Annotated in this window: 22 protein-coding genes; 11 read left to right on the top strand and 11 right to left on the bottom strand. The window is 61.9% G+C overall.

Annotated elements, in window-relative coordinates; all coding sequences use genetic code 11:
• Positions 1–9: 9 nt before the first annotated feature.
• The 10 genes from rnc to pheS all read left to right on the top strand — a co-directional run bounded on the left by rnc (position 10) and on the right by pheS (position 10,845).
• Positions 10–816, top strand: coding sequence for a ribonuclease III (rnc, locus tag E0L29_RS05365; RefSeq protein ID WP_131355885.1), 807 nt, complete (start codon positions 10–12; stop codon positions 814–816).
• Positions 817–911: 95 nt separating this feature from the next.
• A complete protein-coding gene (gcvPB, locus tag E0L29_RS05360) occupies positions 912–2,369 on the top strand; it encodes an aminomethyl-transferring glycine dehydrogenase subunit GcvPB (RefSeq protein ID WP_131355882.1) in 1,458 nt (485 codons plus the stop codon).
• Positions 2,370–2,510: 141 nt separating this feature from the next.
• Complete coding sequence (locus E0L29_RS05355; protein ID WP_131355879.1) at positions 2,511–3,017, top strand: HNH endonuclease; 507 nt, start codon at positions 2,511–2,513, stop codon at positions 3,015–3,017.
• A gap of 118 nt (positions 3,018–3,135) precedes the next feature.
• Positions 3,136–4,893: a glycoside hydrolase family 3 protein gene (locus E0L29_RS05350; protein WP_131355876.1), complete on the top strand. Its 1,758-nt coding sequence runs from the start codon at positions 3,136–3,138 to the stop codon at positions 4,891–4,893.
• 9 nt (positions 4,894–4,902) lie between these two features.
• Entirely contained in the window at positions 4,903–6,312 is a 1,410-nt protein-coding gene (gene bchZ, locus E0L29_RS05345) for a chlorophyllide a reductase subunit Z (RefSeq protein WP_131355873.1), read from the top strand.
• A gap of 246 nt (positions 6,313–6,558) precedes the next feature.
• Positions 6,559–8,532, top strand: coding sequence for a threonine--tRNA ligase (gene thrS, locus E0L29_RS05340; RefSeq protein WP_131355870.1), 1,974 nt, complete (start codon positions 6,559–6,561; stop codon positions 8,530–8,532).
• A gap of 21 nt (positions 8,533–8,553) precedes the next feature.
• Positions 8,554–9,183: a translation initiation factor IF-3 gene (infC, locus tag E0L29_RS05335; RefSeq protein ID WP_131355867.1), complete on the top strand. Its 630-nt coding sequence runs from the start codon at positions 8,554–8,556 to the stop codon at positions 9,181–9,183.
• Between the two features lie 42 nt (positions 9,184–9,225).
• A complete protein-coding gene (gene rpmI, locus E0L29_RS05330; RefSeq protein ID WP_011356887.1) occupies positions 9,226–9,423 on the top strand; it encodes a 50S ribosomal protein L35 in 198 nt (65 codons plus the stop codon).
• A gap of 28 nt (positions 9,424–9,451) precedes the next feature.
• Entirely contained in the window at positions 9,452–9,799 is a 348-nt protein-coding gene (rplT, locus tag E0L29_RS05325; RefSeq protein ID WP_131355864.1) for a 50S ribosomal protein L20, read from the top strand.
• A gap of 20 nt (positions 9,800–9,819) precedes the next feature.
• Complete coding sequence (gene pheS / locus E0L29_RS05320) at positions 9,820–10,845, top strand: phenylalanine--tRNA ligase subunit alpha (RefSeq protein ID WP_131355861.1); 1,026 nt, start codon at positions 9,820–9,822, stop codon at positions 10,843–10,845.
• A gap of 49 nt (positions 10,846–10,894) precedes the next feature.
• On the opposite strand, the gene E0L29_RS05315 is transcribed toward pheS, so the two are convergent.
• The 11 genes from E0L29_RS05315 to E0L29_RS05265 all read right to left on the bottom strand — a co-directional run bounded on the left by E0L29_RS05315 (position 10,895) and on the right by E0L29_RS05265 (position 18,324).
• The gene (locus E0L29_RS05315) at positions 10,895–11,296 is read right to left on the bottom strand and encodes a DUF6858 family protein (RefSeq protein WP_131355858.1); all 402 of its coding nucleotides are present in this window, start codon (positions 11,294–11,296) and stop codon (positions 10,895–10,897) included.
• Positions 11,297–11,480: 184 nt separating this feature from the next.
• Complete coding sequence (gene rplI, locus E0L29_RS05310; RefSeq protein ID WP_131355855.1) at positions 11,481–11,936, bottom strand: 50S ribosomal protein L9; 456 nt, start codon at positions 11,934–11,936, stop codon at positions 11,481–11,483.
• A 37-nt stretch (positions 11,937–11,973) separates the two neighbouring features.
• A complete protein-coding gene (gene rpsR / locus E0L29_RS05305) occupies positions 11,974–12,243 on the bottom strand; it encodes a 30S ribosomal protein S18 (RefSeq protein WP_131355852.1) in 270 nt (89 codons plus the stop codon).
• A gap of 27 nt (positions 12,244–12,270) precedes the next feature.
• Entirely contained in the window at positions 12,271–12,750 is a 480-nt protein-coding gene (locus E0L29_RS05300) for a single-stranded DNA-binding protein (protein WP_165498833.1), read from the bottom strand.
• A gap of 70 nt (positions 12,751–12,820) precedes the next feature.
• Entirely contained in the window at positions 12,821–13,222 is a 402-nt protein-coding gene (rpsF, locus tag E0L29_RS05295; RefSeq protein ID WP_131355849.1) for a 30S ribosomal protein S6, read from the bottom strand.
• Between the two features lie 203 nt (positions 13,223–13,425).
• Complete coding sequence (locus E0L29_RS05290; protein WP_131355846.1) at positions 13,426–14,190, bottom strand: exodeoxyribonuclease III; 765 nt, start codon at positions 14,188–14,190, stop codon at positions 13,426–13,428.
• A complete protein-coding gene (locus tag E0L29_RS05285; protein WP_131355843.1) occupies positions 14,187–15,194 on the bottom strand; it encodes a glycosyltransferase family 9 protein in 1,008 nt (335 codons plus the stop codon). Before E0L29_RS05285 ends, E0L29_RS05290 begins: the two co-directional genes overlap by 4 nt.
• Positions 15,195–15,197: 3 nt before the next feature.
• The gene (locus E0L29_RS05280) at positions 15,198–15,725 is read right to left on the bottom strand and encodes a DUF3856 domain-containing protein (RefSeq protein ID WP_131355840.1); all 528 of its coding nucleotides are present in this window, start codon (positions 15,723–15,725) and stop codon (positions 15,198–15,200) included.
• Positions 15,726–15,758: 33 nt separating this feature from the next.
• Positions 15,759–16,175, bottom strand: a complete 417-nt coding sequence (locus E0L29_RS05275; RefSeq protein WP_131355837.1) for an acyl-CoA thioesterase — start codon at positions 16,173–16,175, stop codon at positions 15,759–15,761.
• Positions 16,176–16,316: 141 nt separating this feature from the next.
• Positions 16,317–17,465, bottom strand: a complete 1,149-nt coding sequence (locus E0L29_RS05270) for a hypothetical protein (RefSeq protein ID WP_131355834.1) — start codon at positions 17,463–17,465, stop codon at positions 16,317–16,319.
• A gap of 118 nt (positions 17,466–17,583) precedes the next feature.
• On the bottom strand, positions 17,584–18,324 hold the full coding sequence (locus E0L29_RS05265; protein ID WP_131355831.1) for a response regulator: 741 nt from the start codon (positions 18,322–18,324) through the stop codon (positions 17,584–17,586).
• 205 nt (positions 18,325–18,529) lie between these two features.
• On the opposite strand from E0L29_RS05265, the gene E0L29_RS05260 reads away from it, so the two are divergent.
• Entirely contained in the window at positions 18,530–19,066 is a 537-nt protein-coding gene (locus E0L29_RS05260; RefSeq protein WP_131355828.1) for a hypothetical protein, read from the top strand.
• Positions 19,067–19,226 lie beyond the last annotated feature (160 nt).

Genomic DNA, 19,226 nt, shown 5'->3' with positions numbered 1-19,226 from the left:
CCGAAGGCCATGGAGCCACTCTGGCATAAACTCACCGACCTCCCCTTTTTCAACAACCGAACGGAAAAAGGGGAGTGTGCGGCAGCCGCACCCGCCACCCTCGCATTCATCCGCCGCCTCTTCAGGGGCAAAGCCCGGAACACGGCGATCTACCTCACAGCACTCACCCACCGTTCGATGGTGCACGACACGGCCTCACCCGAAGTCACCACCTCGAATCAGCGCCTCGAGTTCCTCGGAGACTCCGTTCTCGGCCTCGTCATCTCCGAATACCTCTTCGCAAGCTTTCCCGAAAGCGCCGAAGGAGAGCTCTCCAGCAACCGCGCCAGAATCGTCAACGGCAAGTCCCTCGCGGGCTTCGCGCGCGACCTCCGGCTCGAGGAGCACCTCATCATCGGCGAATCAGCTGACGAAGCGCGCATCCGCCAGAGCACGGCGAGCCTTGCCGACGCCTTCGAAGCGCTCACCGGAGCGGTCTACCTCGACCGCGGGCTTCCGGCCGTACGGGAGTTCATCATGGAGCATGTCGTCGGCAGCCCGGCCTTCGACTCGATGGTCAGCACCGAACACAACCACAAAAGCCGCCTCATCGAGCACACCCAGTCGCACCAGCTCCCCCCTCCCGTCTACACCGTCATTTCCGAGGAGGGAGCCGAGCACGAAAAGACCTTCACCATAGAGGTATCCTGCGAGGGAAAGCCGCTCGGACGCGGCACGGCGCGCCGTAAAAAAGAGGCCGAACAGCTCGCCGCCCGCGAAGCGATGGACGCCATCGAAGCCGCCGGGGAGGAGTCCGGACGGGGTGCCGTAAATTAACGGCGGCGGCGCTTGAGCATATGAGCGGCGTCTGCTATATTGGAAAAACAGCACAAGCGCCGGAACGGCGCACTTCACCGCCCCACAGCACAACCATGAAAGAAAAACTGATTTTCGATTTTTCGGCCAGCGGCCGCAAGGGCTACAGCCTCTCGGGCAGGGACCTGCCGATGCAGCCGGCCGAAAAGCTCCTGCCGGCAAAGTTTCTCCGCCGCCAGCCCGCCGCGCTGCCGGAGGTTCCCGAAAGCGAGGTGGTGCGACACTTCATCCGCCTGTCGAACCTGAACTATCATGTCGACAAGAACATGTACCCGCTCGGCAGCTGCACGATGAAGTACAATCCGAAAATCAACGACTACACCTGCGACCTTCCGGGCTTCAGCGCCCTGCACCCCCTCCAGCCGGAGGAGACGGCCGGGGGAGCGCTCCAGCTGATGCACGAGCTCTCCTCGATGCTCGCTGAAATCGCCGGCATGGCGGCCGTCACCCTCCAGCCCGCCGCCGGCGCGCATGGAGAGCTGACCGGCATCCTCCTCATCAAGAAATACCACGAGTCGAAAGGCTCGAAGCGATCCACGCTCCTCGTCGTCGACTCCGCACACGGCACCAACCCCGCCTCCGCGGCCATCGCCGGCTACCGGACCGTTTCGGTCAAAAGCAACGCGATCGGACGTACCGACCTCGACGACCTCCGCTCGAAGCTCGACGGGGACGTCGCCGCCCTCATGCTCACCAACCCGAACACCATCGGACTGTTCGAAAAGGAGATCGTCGAGATCTCCAGAATGGTGCACGAGAACGGCAGCCTCCTCTACATGGACGGCGCCAACATGAACGCACTGCTCGGCATCGCCCGTCCCGGCGACATGGGCTTCGACGTCGTGCACTACAACCTCCACAAAACCTTTTCGGCCCCGCACGGCGGCGGCGGACCGGGCAGCGGTCCGGTCGGCGTCTCAGAGGCGCTCGTGCCGTTCCTGCCGGTTCCGGTCGTCGAAAAGACGGAAGGCCCCGACGGCCCACGCTACCGACTCGTCTCCGACCGCCCCGGAAGCATCGGCCGGATGATGAACTTCTACGGCAACTTCTCGGTGCTCGTGCGCGCCTACACCTACATCCGCATGCTCGGCCCCGACGGGCTGCGCCGGGTGTCGGAAAACGCCATCATCAACGCCAACTACCTGCTCAGCCGCCTCACCTCGAGCTACGACCTCCCCTTCCCCAAGCAGGTCCTGCACGAGTTCTGCCTCTCCGGCGACCGCCAGAAGAAGTCGCACGGAGTCAAAACGCTCGACATTGCAAAACGGCTGCTCGACTACGGCTTCCATGCGCCGACCATCTACTTCCCGCTCATCGTCAGCGAGGCGCTCATGATCGAGCCGACCGAAACCGAGTCCAGGGAAACGCTCGACCTGTTCGCCGACGCCATGCTGAAGATCGCCGAGGAGGCCGAACAGAGTCCCGAAACGGTCACCGGGGCGCCAGTAAACACTCCGGTCACGCGGCTCGATGAAGCCATGGCCTCTCGCCAGCTCAACATCTGCTGCATGTAAGAGCAACAAGCACCGCCGCCCGAAAAGGCGGCGGCACTGTTTACAGAAGTTTCACACAACATCCTTTGTAGTACCCGACAATGCACGTATAGTTACAGGTAACGGGCCTGCGCCGCAGCCAAACCTCCCCGGGAGACGCCAATGACCCGATCGAAAGTCCTGGTGCTGAACAGCAGCTACGAACCCCTGAGCGTCTGCGACGCCCAGAAAGCCATCCTCCTCCTCTTCGGCGGCAAAGCCGTCCCCGTCACCCATCACCCCGAACGCTTCATCTGCACCGTCACGAGAAGCTACCCCATGCCGAGCATCGTCCGGCTCACCATGTTCGTCCGCCTCCCCTACAAACGCATCATGCTCAACCGCAAGAACATCCTCCGCCGCGACGCTTACCAGTGCCAGTACTGCGGACGCACCGAGGAGCAGCTCACCATCGACCACATCATCCCCCGTTCACGCGGAGGGGAGGACTCCTGGGAGAACCTCATCACCGCCTGCAGGAAGTGCAATACGAAAAAAGGCAACCGCACCCCCAAGGAGGCCTCGATGCAGCTCATGAAGAAGGCCGAGCGGCCCAACCACCTCATGTTCATGCAGCAGCTCACCACCGCCGCCACGGAGGACTGGAAGCCCTACCTCTACATGAGCTGAGAACATCCGCCCTCCAACGCATCGGAAAACGGATGGATTCACGGGATTTTTTTTACTTTTCAGAACGGCCCGGCCGCCGCCCGGCCGCAGGAACGCACACGAACCCTCGATCCGCCGCATGAAACCCGGACTTCCGCACCGATTCGGCCGCTGCCTCACAGTCATCATCCTGCTCTCGACCCTTGCCGGCGGCCGCCTCCAGGCCGGCCCCACGGAGCGGCCGTGGAGCCCGGAACAGGTCTTCAGGGCAAACGACCCCGAAACCGACGCCCGGCTGGGCTCGATGAGCCTCGAGGAGAAAGTCGGCCAGATGCAGATGGCCGACAGCCCCGGAGCCTACACCGAAAAAGACGACCCCGCGCGGCGAAAACTCGACCGCCTCGTCCGGGAAGGCCGCATCGGCGGCATCATGTTCCTGAAAGGAAGCATGTTCAGCGCGGCCATGCTGGCCAACCACTTCCAGTCCATCGCCCCGATTCCGCTCTTCATCAGCGCCGACATGGAGCGGGGGCTCGCCATGCGCCTTGAAGGGGCGACCCGCTTCCCGACCGCTATGGCAGTGTCGGCCGCCGGAAAGCCGGAACTCTCCGCGAAGATGGGCGAAGCGATCGCGGAGGAGGCGCGTGCGGCGGGCCTCCACTGGAACTTCGCGCCGAGCGTTGACCTGAACAGCAACCCCCTGAACCCGGTCATCAACACCCGCTCCTACGGCGACACCCCGGAGGAGGCATCGCTGATGGCCGACGCCCTCATCGAAGGGATGCAGTCCCGCGGCCTCTTAGCTACCGCGAAGCACTTTCCCGGCCATGGCGACGTGACGGTCGACAGCCACCTGGCGCTTCCCGTGCTCAAGGCCGACAGCCTCCGGCTCGAAGCCTATGAGCTCAAGCCGTTCCGCTCGGCCGTCCGGCACGGAGTGCTCGCCGTCATGACCGGGCACCTCGCCGTCCCCGAAGTAACCGGAACGATGGACCCCGCCTCGATCTCAAGACCCCTCGTCACCGGGCTCCTCCGCGACAAGCTTGGCTTCAGGGGCCTCATCGTCACCGACGCCCTGAACATGAAGGCGCTCTACAACGGACACAACGTCGAAGAGATCTCCCTGCGGGCGGTCGAAGCGGGCAACGACGTCCTGCTCTTCTCCCCCGACCCCGACCGCTCGTTCCAGGCCATCATGGCAGCCGTCCGCGAAGGGCGGATCAGCGAGGAGCGGATCGACCGGTCGGTACGCCGGATCCTGCAGGCCAAGCGCTGGCTCGGCCTCAAAAGCCCGGCCCTCGTCGACCTGAACCGCGTCAGCGACATGTCCAGGCCGGCCGGCCACCTGGCCCTTGCCGGAGAGATCGGCTCGCGTTCCCTCACCTTCATCGGTACCGGCCGCCCCCCCTTTCCGCTCCGACGGAAAAAGGAGGCCCCCCCCATCCTGGACATCACGCTCGAAGAGCATGCCGGCAGGGAAACCGCCGCGACATTCCTCGCCGGACTGGACAGCACCTGGAATACGACCCGCCTGAGGCTCACCCCCGAAAGTACCGAAGCGGAGTGCCGGGCTGCAACCGAGGCCGCAGCCGAGGCGCCGGCCGTCATCATCTCAGCCGCCGTGGCGCACCCGTCCAGGCTCAGCAGCCTCCAGACCGACTGCATCCGCTCGATTGCGGAACGGTACCGGAAAGAGAAACCGGTCGTCTTCATCGCATTCGGCTCCCCCTACATGCTCCGGAGCTTCCCGGAAATCGACTGCGCCATCTGCACCTACGACGACGGTGAGGAAAGCCAGGAAAGGGCCCTCAGGGTCCTCAGCGGAAAGCTCGAAGCCCGAGGCCGCCTGCCGGTCTCGCTGGAAATGCCGGAAGGGGCGAACACCACAACACCATAACGAACAGCCATGACCAGTACCATTCGTGACGAATCCACCGCAAGCGCCTACTGGGCTGCCGTCAACACCTTCTGCCCGCTCCAGGACGTCCATGTCATCGCCGACGCCCCGGTAGGATGCTACAACCTGGTCGGCGTGGCGGTCATGGACTATACCGACTCGATCCCCTACCTGGAGAACTTCACCCCGACAAGCCTCACCGAAAAGGAGATCGCCTCCTCCGGCAGCTCGGAGGTCGTGCAGGAGACCATCGAGAAACTCCGGGAAGAGGGGCGGCAGCTCATCCTCGTCTCGAGCGCCGAAAGCGAGATGATCGGCAGCGACCATGAGCGCATGCTCCAGATGCGCTACCCCGACGTCCGGTTCTTTTCCTCCAACTCGCTCCAGGAGAACGAGTGGGAGGGCAGGGATCGGGCCCTCCTCTGGCTCCACCGGCAGTTCGACGACGGGAAGCCGGCCGAGATCGTTCCGGGCACCGTCAGCATCATCGGCCCCACCTACGGCTGCTTCAACAGCCCGTCGGACCTGGCCGAGCTGAAGCGCCTCATCAAGGGAACGGGAGGGGAGCTCCGACACGTCTTTCCGATGGAAAGCAGCCTCAGGGACATTTCGGAACTGAAGAACTCCGAGGTCGTCGTCGTCATGTACCGCGAATTCGGCTCAGCGCTCGCCGAAGCGCTCCGGCGGCCGGTACTCCAGGCCCCGATGGGCCTCGACGAGACCGCCGGCTTCATCCTGGAGCTCGGCCGCCTCATCGGAAAGGAAGCCCGGGCCGAAGCGTTCCTGCAGGAGGAGAAGCGGACCACGCTGCGCCCCATCTGGGACCTGTGGCGCGGACCGCAGGCCGAATGGTTCCCGACGGTGCGCTTCGGCGTGGCCGCGGCCCGCACCTACTCCGAAGGACTCCGGCGCTTCCTCTCTGAGGAGATGGGCATGCAGTGCCTCTTCAGCCACGACTCCGCCACGGCGGACAATACCGCACTGCGCCTGGAGATCGCCGAGAAACAGCCGCAGTTCCTCTTCGGCAGGATCGTCGACAAGATCTACCTGGCCGAGCTCGACGCCAAGGCCCGCTTCATCCCGGCGGGCTTCCCCGGCCCCGTCGTGCGCCGCGCCCTCGGCACCCCGTTCATGGGACACAGCGGCGCGGTCTGGCTCATCCAGGAGATCGTCAACGCCCTCTACGACATGCTCTTCAACTTCCTGCCGATCAACCGGGCCGCCGGGCCGGGCGAAGCGCCCGCTCCGGAACTTCCGTGGAGCGCGGAAGCCGGCGAACTCCTCGACCGGATCGTCGCCCGCGCCCCCTTCATCAGCCAGATCTCGTTCGGACGCGAAATGCGCAAGAAAGCCGAGGCGCTGGCGGCAAAACAGGGCCTCGACACCGTCACGCCCGACATCATCCGGCTCCTGCAGTAAGCAGGGGCCGCACCCGCCACCATACCAGGCACGAAGAACTCCGTATTTGGAATTGCCGGATATTCTTCGTACCATTCAAGTCCACTTTACGGAACCGGGGAAAGGGGACCATGGAAGTCCCGACAGCCCTCCCGGCCTGGACAATACCATCAACAAGAGGCTGTGTTGAGATTTACCCGTGCCTGCGGCCGGCATTCAGCAGCCGAACGCCTCCTGCGCACGGACCGAAACGACCGGACACATTACATGTCGAACAATCTGGAATCGCAGGGAATGCTCTCCATCACCCTGCCCGACGGAACCATAAAGCAATTCCCCAAAGGAAGCACCGGCCTTGACGTCGCCATGGCGATCGGCCGCCGCCTTGCCGATGCGGCCCTTGCCGTCACCATCGACAGCAGGCCCGCCGACCTCTCGACGCCCCTCGATCGCGACTGCGCGCTCAGCATCCTGACGTTCGACTCGCCGGAAGGCCGCGAGGTGTTCTGGCACAGCTCGAGCCACATCATGGCCTCGGCCGTCGAGGAGCTCTTTGCGGGCTCGCGCTTCGGCGCCGGACCGGCAGTCGAGCAGGGCTTCTACTACGACATCGCTTCCGAGCACCGTTTCAATGAGGACGACCTCCGCCAGATCGAGCAGAAAATGCTCGAGATCGCAGGGCGCGACACCCCGATCGTACGCGAGGAGATGACGCGTGAAGCGGCGATCGAGTTCTTCAGGACGGTCCGCCACGACCCCTACAAGGTCGAGATCCTCGAGGACACCCTGAAGGACACCCCGAACGTCTCGCTCTACCACGAGGGAGGCTTCACCGACCTCTGCACCGGCCCGCACATCCCCTCGACCGGGAAGCTGAAGGCCGTACGGCTCCTCAACATCTCCTCCTCGTTCTGGCGCGGCGACAGCTCCCGCGAGAGCATGCAGCGCATCTACGGCATCGCCTTCCCGTCGGAGAAACTCCTCAAGGAGCACCTCCAGCGTCTCGAGGAAGCAAAAAAGCGCGACCACCGCAAGCTCGGCCAGGAGCTCGGACTCTTCATGCTCTCCCCCGAGATCGGCAGCGGCCTGCCCGTATGGCTCCCCAACGGCGCCATCGTCCGCCAGGAGCTCGAGGCGTTCCTGCGCGAGGAGCAGCGCCGGCGCGGCTACCTGCCGGTCTATACGCCTCACATCGGCAACATCGAGCTTTACAGGCGCTCGGGACACTATCCCTACTACAGCGACTCGCAGTTCCCCCCCCTGACCTACCACGACGAGGACGGCAAGGCGGAGCAGTACCTCCTCAAGCCGATGAACTGCCCGCACCACCACCTGATCTACAGCTCGGAGCCCCGCAGCTACCGCGACCTGCCGATCCGCCTGACGGAGTTCGGCACGGTCTACCGCCACGAGCAGTCCGGCGAGCTCAACGGCCTCGTGCGCGCCCGCGGCTTCACCCAGGACGACTCGCACATCTACTGCCGCCCCGACCAGCTGGTCGAGGAGATCTGCGGCGCCATCGAGCTCACCCAGCACGTCTTCAAAACGCTCGGCTTCGACCAGGTACAGACCCGCCTCTCGATGCACGACCCCGAGAATCTGGCCAAGTACGGCGGCACGCCCGAGGTCTGGGAGCAGGCCGAAAAGGACGTCAGGGAGGCCGCAGAACGCATGGGCATCGACTACTTCATCGGCGTCGGAGAGGCGAGCTTCTACGGACCCAAGATCGACTTCATCGTCCGCGACGCGCTCGGCCGCAAATGGCAGCTCGGCACCGTCCAGGTCGACTACGTCATGCCGGAGCGCTTCGAGCTCGCCTACGTCGGCAGCGACGGACAGAAGCACCGCCCGGTGGTCATCCACCGCGCACCGTTCGGTTCCATGGAGCGCTTCATCGGCGTGCTCATCGAGCATACCGCCGGCAACTTCCCGCTCTGGCTCGCACCGACGCAGGTCGTCGTGCTGCCGATAGCTGAGGACGTGCACGATTACGCACGCGAAGTCCGCGACGTCCTGCAGAAAGCAGGCATCCGCACAAAGATCGATCTGCGAAGCGAAAAGATCGGAAAGAAAATCCGCGAATCGGAACTCTCGAAAATCCCCTGCATGCTGGTGATCGGCCAGAAGGAGCAGGAGAGCGGCGAGGTCTCCCTCCGCCGCCACCGCAAGGGCGACGAAGGGCGCTTCAGCCTCAGCGCCCTCGTCGAGAAGCTCCGCCTCGAGATCGAGAGGAAAGCCTGACCACAAACCAAACATGAACGAATGAAGAAACAGAAGGCGACATCCAAGAAACCGAAAATCACGTACCGGGTCAATGACCAGATCCGCGTGCCCGAAGTCCGCATCATCTTCCAGGACGGCACGCAGCAGGTCATGAAAACCATCGACGCCCGCAGGATGGCCGAGGAGCGCAACACGGACCTTATCGAAGTGCAGCCGAACGCCGAGCCGCCCGTCTGCAAGTTCGACAACCTCGGCAAGATGCTCTTCAAGATGGCCCAGCGGGACAAGGACCAGAAGAAGAAGCAGAAGACCACGACCCTGAAGGAACTGCGCTTCCATCCGAATACCGACAAGCACGATTTCGATTTCAAGACGGCCCACCTGGAGGAGTTCCTCCGCAAGGGGAACCGCGTCAGAGCCACGATCGTCTTCCTCGGCCGTTCGATCATCTACAAGGACAAGGGCCTGGAGCTGGCCAATCGCCTGACCGAGCGGCTCAGCGTCGTCGGCAACCGCGAGGGAGAACCGAAGTTCGAGGGCAAGAAGCTCTTCGTCTACTTCGAGCCCGACAAGAAGAAGATCGACGCCTACGAGAGGATCCGCTCGAAAACCGGAGCGCCGCTCGAACCCCTGCCTCCCCTGGAGGAGTCGGACGAAGCCGGCGAGTAAGAAGACTTTGCATATTCTTTTGACAAAAAAAACACCACAGTCATGCCTAAAATGAAATCGCACCGCGGTGCATGCAAACGGTTCAAGGCCACCGCATCGGGAAAAATCAAGCGCGAAAGGATGAACGGCTCGCACAACCTGGAGAAGAAGAACAGGAAACGCACCCGCCGCCTCCATCAGTCGACCATGCTCGACAACGCGACCAAGGAGAAGCAGATCAAGCGCATGATCCTTGCCTGAGACACTACAACACTAACTTCACACAACGATGCCTAAAGCAAACAACGCGGTCGCCTCGAAGGCCCGCAGGAAGAGAGTCTTAAAGAAAGCCAAGGGATACTGGGGATCGCGCGGCAACATCCTGACGGTCGTCAAGCACGCCGTCGACAAGGCAGAGCAGTACGCCTACCGCGACCGCCGCGCCAAGAAGCGCAGCTTCCGCTCGCTCTGGATCATGCGCATCAACGCCGCCGCCCGCCTGAACGGCACGACCTACTCGCGCCTCGTCGACGCAATGGCCAAGAAAAACGTCGATATCGACCGCAAGACCATGGCTGATATCGCAGTCCGCGACCCCGAAGCCTTCACCCAGCTCGTCAAGTCCATCATCGACTGAGAGAGCCAGAACGCAGTACCATGGAGAACAGCATTCGAAGCCTCCGGGAGGAGATTGCGGCATTCAGGATCGGCACGGCCGATGAACTCGAGGCGTTCCGCCTCCGGTTCACTGTGCGAAAAGGCCTCATTGCAGGCCTCTTCGCACAGCTGAAGTCGGTCGATCCCGCCCGGAGACCCGAAATCGGAGGCCAGCTCAACCAGCTGAAGGCCGAAGCCGAATCGAAAATCGAGGAGGCGTCGCAGGCGCTCGTCTCGGAAACGAAGACGGCCGGTCCTGCGATCGACCTCTCGCTTCCGGGCCGGAGACACTTCACCGGCAGCGAGCATCCGGTGCAGAAGGTACTCGGCGAGATGAAGCAGATCTTTTCCGACATGGGCTTCACCATCGCCACCGGCCCCGAGCTCGAACTCGGAAGCTACAACTTCGACATGCTGAACTTCCCTCCCGACCATCCGGCCAGGGACATGCAGGACACCTTCTTCGTCAGGCACGAAGAGGGAGAGGACGACGTGCTGCTCCGGACCCACACCTCCCCGGTGCAGGTTCGCGTGATGCTGGACCGCAAGCCCCCCATCCGGGTGATCTGCCCGGGGAAGGTCTACCGCAACGAAGCCATCAGCGCTCGCAGCTACTGCGTCTTCCACCAGCTCGAAGGCCTCTACATCGACAAGGGCGTGACCTTTGCCGACCTGAAGGCCACCATCTACTCGTTCGCACGCCAGATGTTCGGCCAGGACGTCAAGCTCCGCTTCCGCCCCAGCTTCTTCCCCTTCACCGAGCCGTCGGCCGAAGTCGACGTCACCTGCTACCTCTGCGGCGGCAAGGGGTGCCGGGTCTGCAAGAAGTCAGGCTGGCTGGAGATCATGGGCTGCGGCATGGTTCATCCCAACGTCATGCGCAGCGCCGGCATCGACCCTGAAGAGTGGAGCGGCTACGCCTTCGGCATGGGAGTCGACCGCACCGTGCTCCTCAAGTACAAGATCGACGACATCCGCCTTCTCTTCGAGAACGACGTGCGGATGCTCCGCCAGTTCCCCGCCTGAAGCGGCAGCCTCCCGTTCCGGGAGGCCGCCCGCCACGGCACACTCCTCCTTAATCCTCTGCCCTGTCCCTCAACTCTTTCGTCCAGGACTCCATGGCCTCGTTGGCCGCCGGATTGGGCGCCTCGAGGAACGTCACCACGAAACCATCCTCCATTTCGGCCACGCCGATCGAACGGGGACGAACCGCCAGCACTTTCGGATTCGGGAGCTCCTTGCCGAAACAGAAGAGAATGTTCTTGGCAGCCCTGATCCCCTCGCCGATGACACCGTTCGGCAGTGCCGCGGTATGGGCGTAGTGGTCGAAAAGACCGATATAGGAGACCGCCGGGTTGGCGTCGATGCGGCTTTTGAAGTGGGCAATGACGTCGTCGACGTTCTTGCAGCTGGTCTCAGAGCGGTCGAAGGCGATGGTGTAGACGGGATATTTTTCCTGGAGGAGAGTCTGTATCATGACAGGATGAAGCGGTAAGGATTACATGGAATATGGGCGCTCGAGCGGAAACTGCCGCCGGGCCCGACTGGAGAATACAAAAAAAAAGCTCCGCCCTCCCGAAGGATGCGGAGCTTTCAGCACTATGGATGCGGAGCCCCGGCAGGAATGGCCGGCCGGGGAATCCTGCCGGAGAGAGAAGCCTTCAGGCCTCTACGCCTTCGGCTTCCACCTCGAAATTGACCTTGGCGGTGACGTCCGAGAAGAGCTTTGCTTCGGCCTCGTACTTGCCGAGCAGCTTGACGGGAGCCTCCAGGGTGATCTTGCGCCTGTCGATCTCGACACCGACACCCTTCAGCGCATCGGCGATGTCGCCTGCGGTGACGGTACCGAACAGCTTGCCGGACTCGCCGGCCTTGGCCTGGATCTTCAGGACCATCTGCTCGATCTTCTGGGCCAGATCGCGGGCGCTCTTGCGCTGCAGTTCGATCTTGCGGGCCTGCTGCTTCTTCTCGGTCTCAAGGGCCTTGAGGGTTCCCTCGGTAGCCCTGATGGCCATACCCTGCGGGATAAGGTAGTTGTTGGCATACCCGTTCTTCACGGCAACAACTTCACCTGCATCGCCAAGGGCAGCCACATCTTTTCTTAAAATGACTTTCACTGTCTAGCTTCCTTGTTTCAGTGGATTGCGAAATTTTTTATTTGTACTCGTCTGCAACGTAGGGAATGACCGCGAGGAAGCGTGCCCACTTGACCGAATGGGTCAGGAGGTTCTGCTCTTTTGCGGTAAGGCCCGTGATGCGGCGGGGGATGATTTTCCCCTGGTCGTTGATGAAGCGCTTCAGCTTGCGCTCGTCGCGGTAGTCGAAGAAGACGACCTGGTTCTTCGATACCTTCCTCTTTGAAGCCAGGGCGTTGCTGATGGACTTGTTGCCCTGCGACCTTGGTGATTTTCTCGTTGGTTTCATGTGCAGATTGTGCTTGAACCCGCCTTGTTAGTCGGCGGACAGGTATTTGTATTCATAAATGTGGCCGTTCTCATCGCTGCGGGCTCCCTCATGATGTCCTTCATGATAGTCGTCCTCGATGAAGCCGTCATGCTCGTCCTCGCTGCCGTCCTCTTTGCGGCGCTTGTTGAGGAACTGGATACGACGTGCCTTGATCTCGACCACGGTTCTTGATGTTCCGTCCTGCGCTTTCCATGTCCGGCTCTGCAATTCGCCGTCGACAAGGACCGCTGAACTTTTCCTGAGATTGTCACGGCAGCTCTCGGCGAGCTTGTTCCACGCCACCACGCCGACGTAGCAGACATCTTCCTGCCACTGGTGGTTGCTGTCGCGGAACCTGCGGTTGCACGCGATTGAGAAATTGACGACAGGAGTACCGCCGGAATTGGTCTGCCTGAAAACAGGATCTTTGGTAAGATTGCCAGCAATGATGACGCTGTTGATCTCAGGCATTTTCAATTCGGCCATTACATCTTCTCCGTTTGTTTCTCAAGTAAAAGCATACAGTCCGCACCGCTGTCGAACCTTGTCACAAATCTCATTTTGCAGCCTTCTCGGCCGCCTCGGTCTCACTTGCTGCGTTATCTTCAGGGCTGCCGATGACCACGCTGTACTTCTCGACGCGCTTGCGCATCTCGAGGAGCGGGGTGGTCAGGTGCACGATCAGGTAGCGGAGCAGGACCTCCTCGTAGCGGAGGACACGCTCGATCTCCGCGATAACCGGCGTGGCTGCGGTGAATTCGATGTGGGCGTAGTACCCGATGGTTTTCTTCTTTATCGGATAGGCGGTTTTGCGCCTGCCGATGTCAAGGACGCTGCTGATGCTTCCGCCCTTTTCGGTGATGACCTTCTGTACCATCTCCATCGCAGCAGCGATCGCTTCGTCCTGAAGCCCGCCGTCGATGATGACCGTACATTCATACAGTTTGCTTGTTTCCATAGCGCAATGAGATAATGATTGAGAGTAATCGACTGCTTGCATGCGGCGAGGGTCCGGGATTGCGCAAACCGGCCCCACGGCTTCACGCAGATAGCGTAAACACCGCGTGCAAATTTGGACCTTAAATGTAAGACATTGCAATCTTTTTTCCAACCGTCAGGAAAAGGCGAAGAAAAAGATCGGCTCGGCCGGGGCGGGGATTTTCAGGGATGCAGCTCCAGCAGGATCGGAGCGTGATCGGAGCTTTTCTCCAGCGTGTCGACCTCCGCCTTGAGCACCCGGCCATCCAGCGGTCCGGAAAGGTAGAAGCAGTCGATCCGCCAGCCGAGATTGCGCTCACGGGCCATCCGCCAGTATGGCCACCAGGTGAAGAGATCCCGGCGCTCCGGGTTCAGCGCACGCATCACGTCGGAAAGCCCGAGCGCGATGAAAGCGTCGATGGCCGATCGCTCCTCCCGGCGCACACCGGTGGCGCCCTCTTTCAGCTGCGAACGGTGGAGGTCGATGTCGCGATGGGCCACATTCATGTCGCCGCACAGCAGCACCTGGCGGCCCTCGCCTAACTGTCGGGCAATGTAGCCACGCATGTCCTCGAAGTAGCGGAGCTTCACGGCATAATGCTCCGGGGAGTCCCCACGGGGCGCATAGGTGCCGATGATGGAGAGCGGACCGGCATGCAGGGCCACCGTCCTGTTCTCGAGATCGAATGGAGGGATTTCGAAAACCGCCCCCTCCAGCTCCGGGCACTCCCGGAGAAGGATGCCTGTACCGCTGTAGCCCTTCCTGAACGACGAGCCGTTCCAGAACGAGCGGTACCCCCCGAGGCTGCTGAGGGCAGAGGGGATGTCCTGCTCCAGGGCCTTCACCTCCTGGAGCAGGAGCACGTCCGGACAGGCACGCCGGATCCAGGCTTCGAGCGCAGCCTCGCGGGCGCGGATCCCGTTGACATTCCAGGATGCGATCCTCACGCGAAGCCACCCCTGAAGAACAGGCTGAGGCGGGCGGCGACCCGTTCGGAGGAAATCTCCCTCATGCACCGGAAATGCCCTTTCGGACATCGGTCGCGGCCGATGTGCGAACAGGGCCGGCAACGGAGCCCCCGGACCTCGAAGAGCTCGTAGGTCGAGCGGTAGGGCAGGAAGCCGAAGGCCTCGGAGGAGGAGCCGAAAAGCACAAAGAGCCGGAGGCCGAAGGCGGAGGCCATGTGCATGAGTCCGGTGTCGTTGGTGAGCACCGCGCTGGAGCGGCGGAGCAGCGCCGCCGTCTGCATGAGCGTACACCGGCCGGCAAGGTTCTCGACCGAACCCGGGGGCACCTCCCCGAGGCGCTGCATGATCTCCATCGCATGCGGGGCGTCCTCCTCTCCGCCGAGCAGCACCACGCGCAGCGAAGGAAACGCTCCGAGAACGGAGCGAATCGCTTCGGCAAAACGCTCGGGCGGCCAGCGTTTGGTGAAGTGGCGAGCGCCGAAACAGACCGCAAGCACCCGCGTTCCGCCCGGCAGCACGCTCTCGGCATAAGCCCGGTCGGACTCCGGAACGAAAAGCTCGCAGCCGGTATCGTCATCGGCCACGCCGAACTCCGAGAGCGACGCCTGGTAGCGATCGACCACCGAAGGAGCCTCGCCATAGAGATCGAGCTTCAGGTGCACGAGGAGCCATTTCTTCCAGTTGCCCTTCCGGTACCGGACAAGCCGGCCGGCCTCCACGTCCTTCAGGAGACGGCGGGAGCGGCCGTTGTTCTGCAGGTCCGCCACCAGGTCGTAGGACGAGCCGGCAGGAAGGGTTTCGGGAGTATAGAGTGCGCTTATATACGGACTGTCTGCAAGCAGCGGCTGAAAGGACTCCCTGGTACAGAAATCGATCCTGGCCTCCGGCCAGCGCGACCTGAGCCGTCGCACGACGGGAGTGGTGAGGATGATATCGCCGATGGAGCTCAGCCGGACGACAAGGATGGAACGGACACTCTCCATCGCTCAGGACCAGAACTCCCACCAGGCTCGGTAGCCTGCGGGCTTTTCGGGTTCAGTGGGCCGGCCGAGCCGCTTCAGCGCCTCGGCGGAATCACGCCGGAGCTCAGCCTTGCCCGGCATCTCGGCCGTGCGCTCGTCGAGCATCTCGCCCGCCATCCGGAACGCCTGGAATGCCTCGTCCCTCCGGCCGAGCCCCTCGAGGGCCGCTCCCCGTGAAAATACCGCCCTGATCCAGAGCCGTCCGCCATCCTCCTGCAGCTCTCCCCGCCGGTTGAAGTGGTAGAGCGCCCGGTCCGCGGACTCGAGCGCCGGCTCGAACTCCCCGAGGCCGGCTAGCGCACCGGCAAGCACCGCATGGGCGAAAGCCTCGAAACCGGCATGGTCGAAGGTCTCGCCGGAAGGAAGCGAGCGGGCCGAGTCCATCGCCCCGCGGGAGCTTGCCGCCGCATCGCCGTAAAGGCCTTCGCGTAGCTGGCGCTCGCCCTGGCTGAGGGCCAGATAGGCCTCGGCAACCGATTTGAGTGGTTTCATCAGAGGTAGGGGAAAAGCTTGACGTAATGAGTGCTATGCGCCCTCGACGCCCATCAGCGCGTCGAGGGCAGCAGGAATTTCGGGACGGTTCCGGCCGTTGAGGGCCGTACCGATTATTTTGGCCCTAACCGCCGGCTTCATGTCCGGCAGGCGGAGGATCTCCTGATGAAAAGCGAACCGGAGTGCGGACTCGCGGCGCATCTCGACGGTGACGACGAAACGGTCCCCGCTCTTCAAGGCAGAGCGGTAATCGAGCTCCGCTCTGACGACGACCAGATTGATCCCCATCCGGGTGTATTCGCTGAAATCGATGCCGACACGCTTCAGGTAGACGTGCCGTGCATGCTCAAGGTAGTTCTGGTAGACGCTGTTGTTGACGATCCCCTGCATGTCGCACTCATAGTCCCGCACGTCCATTTCGATCATGAACGAATCACGCTCTCTCTGCATCGCCTACCGGGGGTTCAAATTCATGAAAAGACATGGCCGGAATCCCGGCCATGCAAGTCCCGGCGGGTCCATGGACACCGCCTGCAACAAAATAACACAGTCCGGCCGGAATTCCCACTCCCGGAGAGGGTCGGCGCCCCGTCAGTAGCGGTAGGTCGCGGCAAGGCCCGTCAGGGTCGGCATCTCTTCCGAAGCAAGCACCAGCACCTCTCCGCCTTTCCGGAGCACGATCTCTCCAATGTCGTCGAGGACGTCGTCGACGGCCGGATCCTCAAGCGGAGCGAAACGTACGGAGCCCGTTTCGGCGTCGACCTTGCCGGGAATGATTTTCTCGCGATCGAGAAGCAGGCGCCCTATCCTGCCGCCGACCGCCGCAAGAGCAGCCGCTTCCGGGTCGTCGGTCCCCGTCCCCGAAGCGATGGCGGCAACGGAAGCCTGTGTCGCAGACAGGATCCGGGCCTCGCTCAGTGGAGCCATGACCTCCCATGCACGCGCTCCCAGACTCTCGGCGTTCATGCTGCGTGGATCGGCCGCAATCCCCCCCTCCATCAGGGCGGGGTTCCGGCTGATCTTGCGGAACAGCCCCTGGTGCGCCGGAAGCGCGACAAGCACAAGAGGCAGGCCGGAAGGCTGCGAGTAACGCTCAAGCACCGCCGAATCGACGGCCCTGAAAAACTTCTCGTTATCGAGTTCCTCCTCATCACGTTTCGAACTGTGGCCATGGCGGATCACGCCGCCTGCTCCGGCTGAGCCGAACGTTGCGATGGTCACCGCGGGCTGCGTCGTCTCACTTCCGAGCACCTGCGTCATGCTTTTCGGCATGTCCTCCGGAAGCACAATCTCCTCGATGCCGTAGCGATCCGCTTCATAGAGGCTGATCTCCTGACGGGTAAGCGCCAGGACCTGGAAACGTTCCGTCGACTGCATCACACGGATCAAGGGCTTGATGTGGAAACTCTCGGCGGAAACCGCTACTTCACGCGGTACGTAGGCAAAACGGTAGGTACGGAAGAAACCCTCGGCGCCGAACACGGCAAGCCCGTCGAGTGTGTGGTTCCAGAAAACGTCGTCCTCGGCGAGTCGTCGAAACGGTTCGAGCAGCGGGAGTGCATCCCGGCCGGGATACTTGCTTCGGAGGGAATCCTCGAGCCCGTTGACCAGGTTTTTGTAGCGAAGCCGGTCCTGGCGGTTGTCGGGATAACTGCGATGCGTCTCCTGATAGAGCGAAAGGCAGGGTGAAGGGGGGCGTTCATCGAGTCCCGGAAGGGACCCGTGCGTGTAGTCAGCCATACGTTCCTCCTGTTTTCATCGGTGCGTACTCTCCTGATCGCGGACATACAGACAGTATGCCACAAGGATAATCAACACCGAAAGGAGAGAAAGCGTTCGGAAAACGGAGCGCAGCCGATCAGACCAGGGCCACCTCGCACGAGAACCCCCAGCCAACACCATGGGCGGTCTCGATCAGCGAGCCGCCGGCGATCTGGGTTTTCAGCCTGAGACGGTGAACGACAGCCTCCAGGGCCTTATTGCCGTGCACGTCGTTTCGGTAGCCCATGCGCTCCAGAATCGTCTTGCGTGAAACCGCCATCTGCTTCGATGCGGCAAGCAGCGACATGAACTCGAACTCCTTGATGGTCAGTTTCACCATCGTCCCCCGCGGTCCGGCAAGAACCCATCCGTTGCGAAGAATCTTCCATTCCGAGCGCCCGGAAGCAGTATCCAACAAAGGAGCATCACATGCCGCCCGGTGTGTTCTGGCCTGGCCCAGAAGATTGCTGACCAGCACTGAAAATTCGCTGAGATCAACGGGCTTGCCGAAACAGGCCAATGCGCCGGCGTTGTAGGCAGCCAGCCTGACTTTCCTGTCGACAGAATCGGCCAGGATGATTGCAGAGAGTGCGGTATTGCGCCTGAGGAACCTTGCTACGACGAATCCATTCTGGTCCTTGAGGCCAGCATCGAGTACCGCCAGGCGAATCTCCTTCTGTGCCAGGAGAGCGTAGAACTCGAGAGCCGATCCAGCCGTGAGCACCTCATGGCCTTCCTCCCTGAGTTTTTCGCCAAGACGGCTCCGGCAGGCAGGATCGCTCACCACGATCACGACCCTCTGGCCCTCCGACTGCTCGATCCGGGATGAAGTTCCCATAAGTAAATCCGTTGTAGTGAAATGCAGTTATTTTTCACTTTAGCCAACAACCGCATACTATTCAACCAACAACTACCTACTTCTACCTACTGCCGCAACACCCTCACCGACCTGCGGGATAGGGGCGCACAAAGCTCGTCCATGTATTTTTCGTATCTTGAATAAAATCCAGCCCCCGCCTAATAGTATACAATTGAATACCGGAATGCAAGCAAAAAGTCAGCAATTGCAGACTACCGGGACCCGCATCCGCATGTTCGGAGCCCTGAAATACCCGACAGTCAAGGCATTTGCTGATGCCATGCAGATGAGCGCGTCGAACCTTCAGCTCTACATGGCCGACAAGAGGCGGCCCGGCACCCCCATCCTTACCCGCCTTGAAGCCATCGGCTGCAATGCCTCATGGATTCTTACCGGTGAAGGCGATATCATTCGCCATCTCCACCACGCAACCTCATCGGGGCGCGTAGAGGAGAGTCAGGGAGCACCGGGACGCTATAGGCTGACGGTACGACCCGGAATGCTTGATGACGTTAGTGATGGCCTCTTCATGGCGGGAGACCAGCTTGTGATCGACTGCGTGGCACCGCCAGAACCTGGCGATTACGTCGTCACCGCTGGAGAAAACGGCACGACGCTGAGACGATGGAGACGTGGCGTACGCCACGATGGACTGGTAGTGGAACAGGTCAGGAAGCTTGGAGTACTGAGAAGGAGCGCAGGACGGAGCACACGCGGATAAGCCGCAAGAGGGGGGTGAAGAGGGAGGAGGAAGGAGTAGAAACGCGAAAAGCCCATCCTGATAAGGACGGGCTTTTCGTGATGAAAAACTCGGCGACGACCTACTCTCCCGCAGTAAAGCAGTACCATCGGCTCTCCAGGGCTTAACTACTCTGTTCGGA

This window comes from Chlorobium sp. N1 (assembly GCF_004332115.1).
Classification (GTDB): domain Bacteria; phylum Bacteroidota; class Chlorobiia; order Chlorobiales; family Chlorobiaceae; genus Chlorobium.
This window is presented reverse-complemented; position numbering and strand designations above follow the sequence as displayed.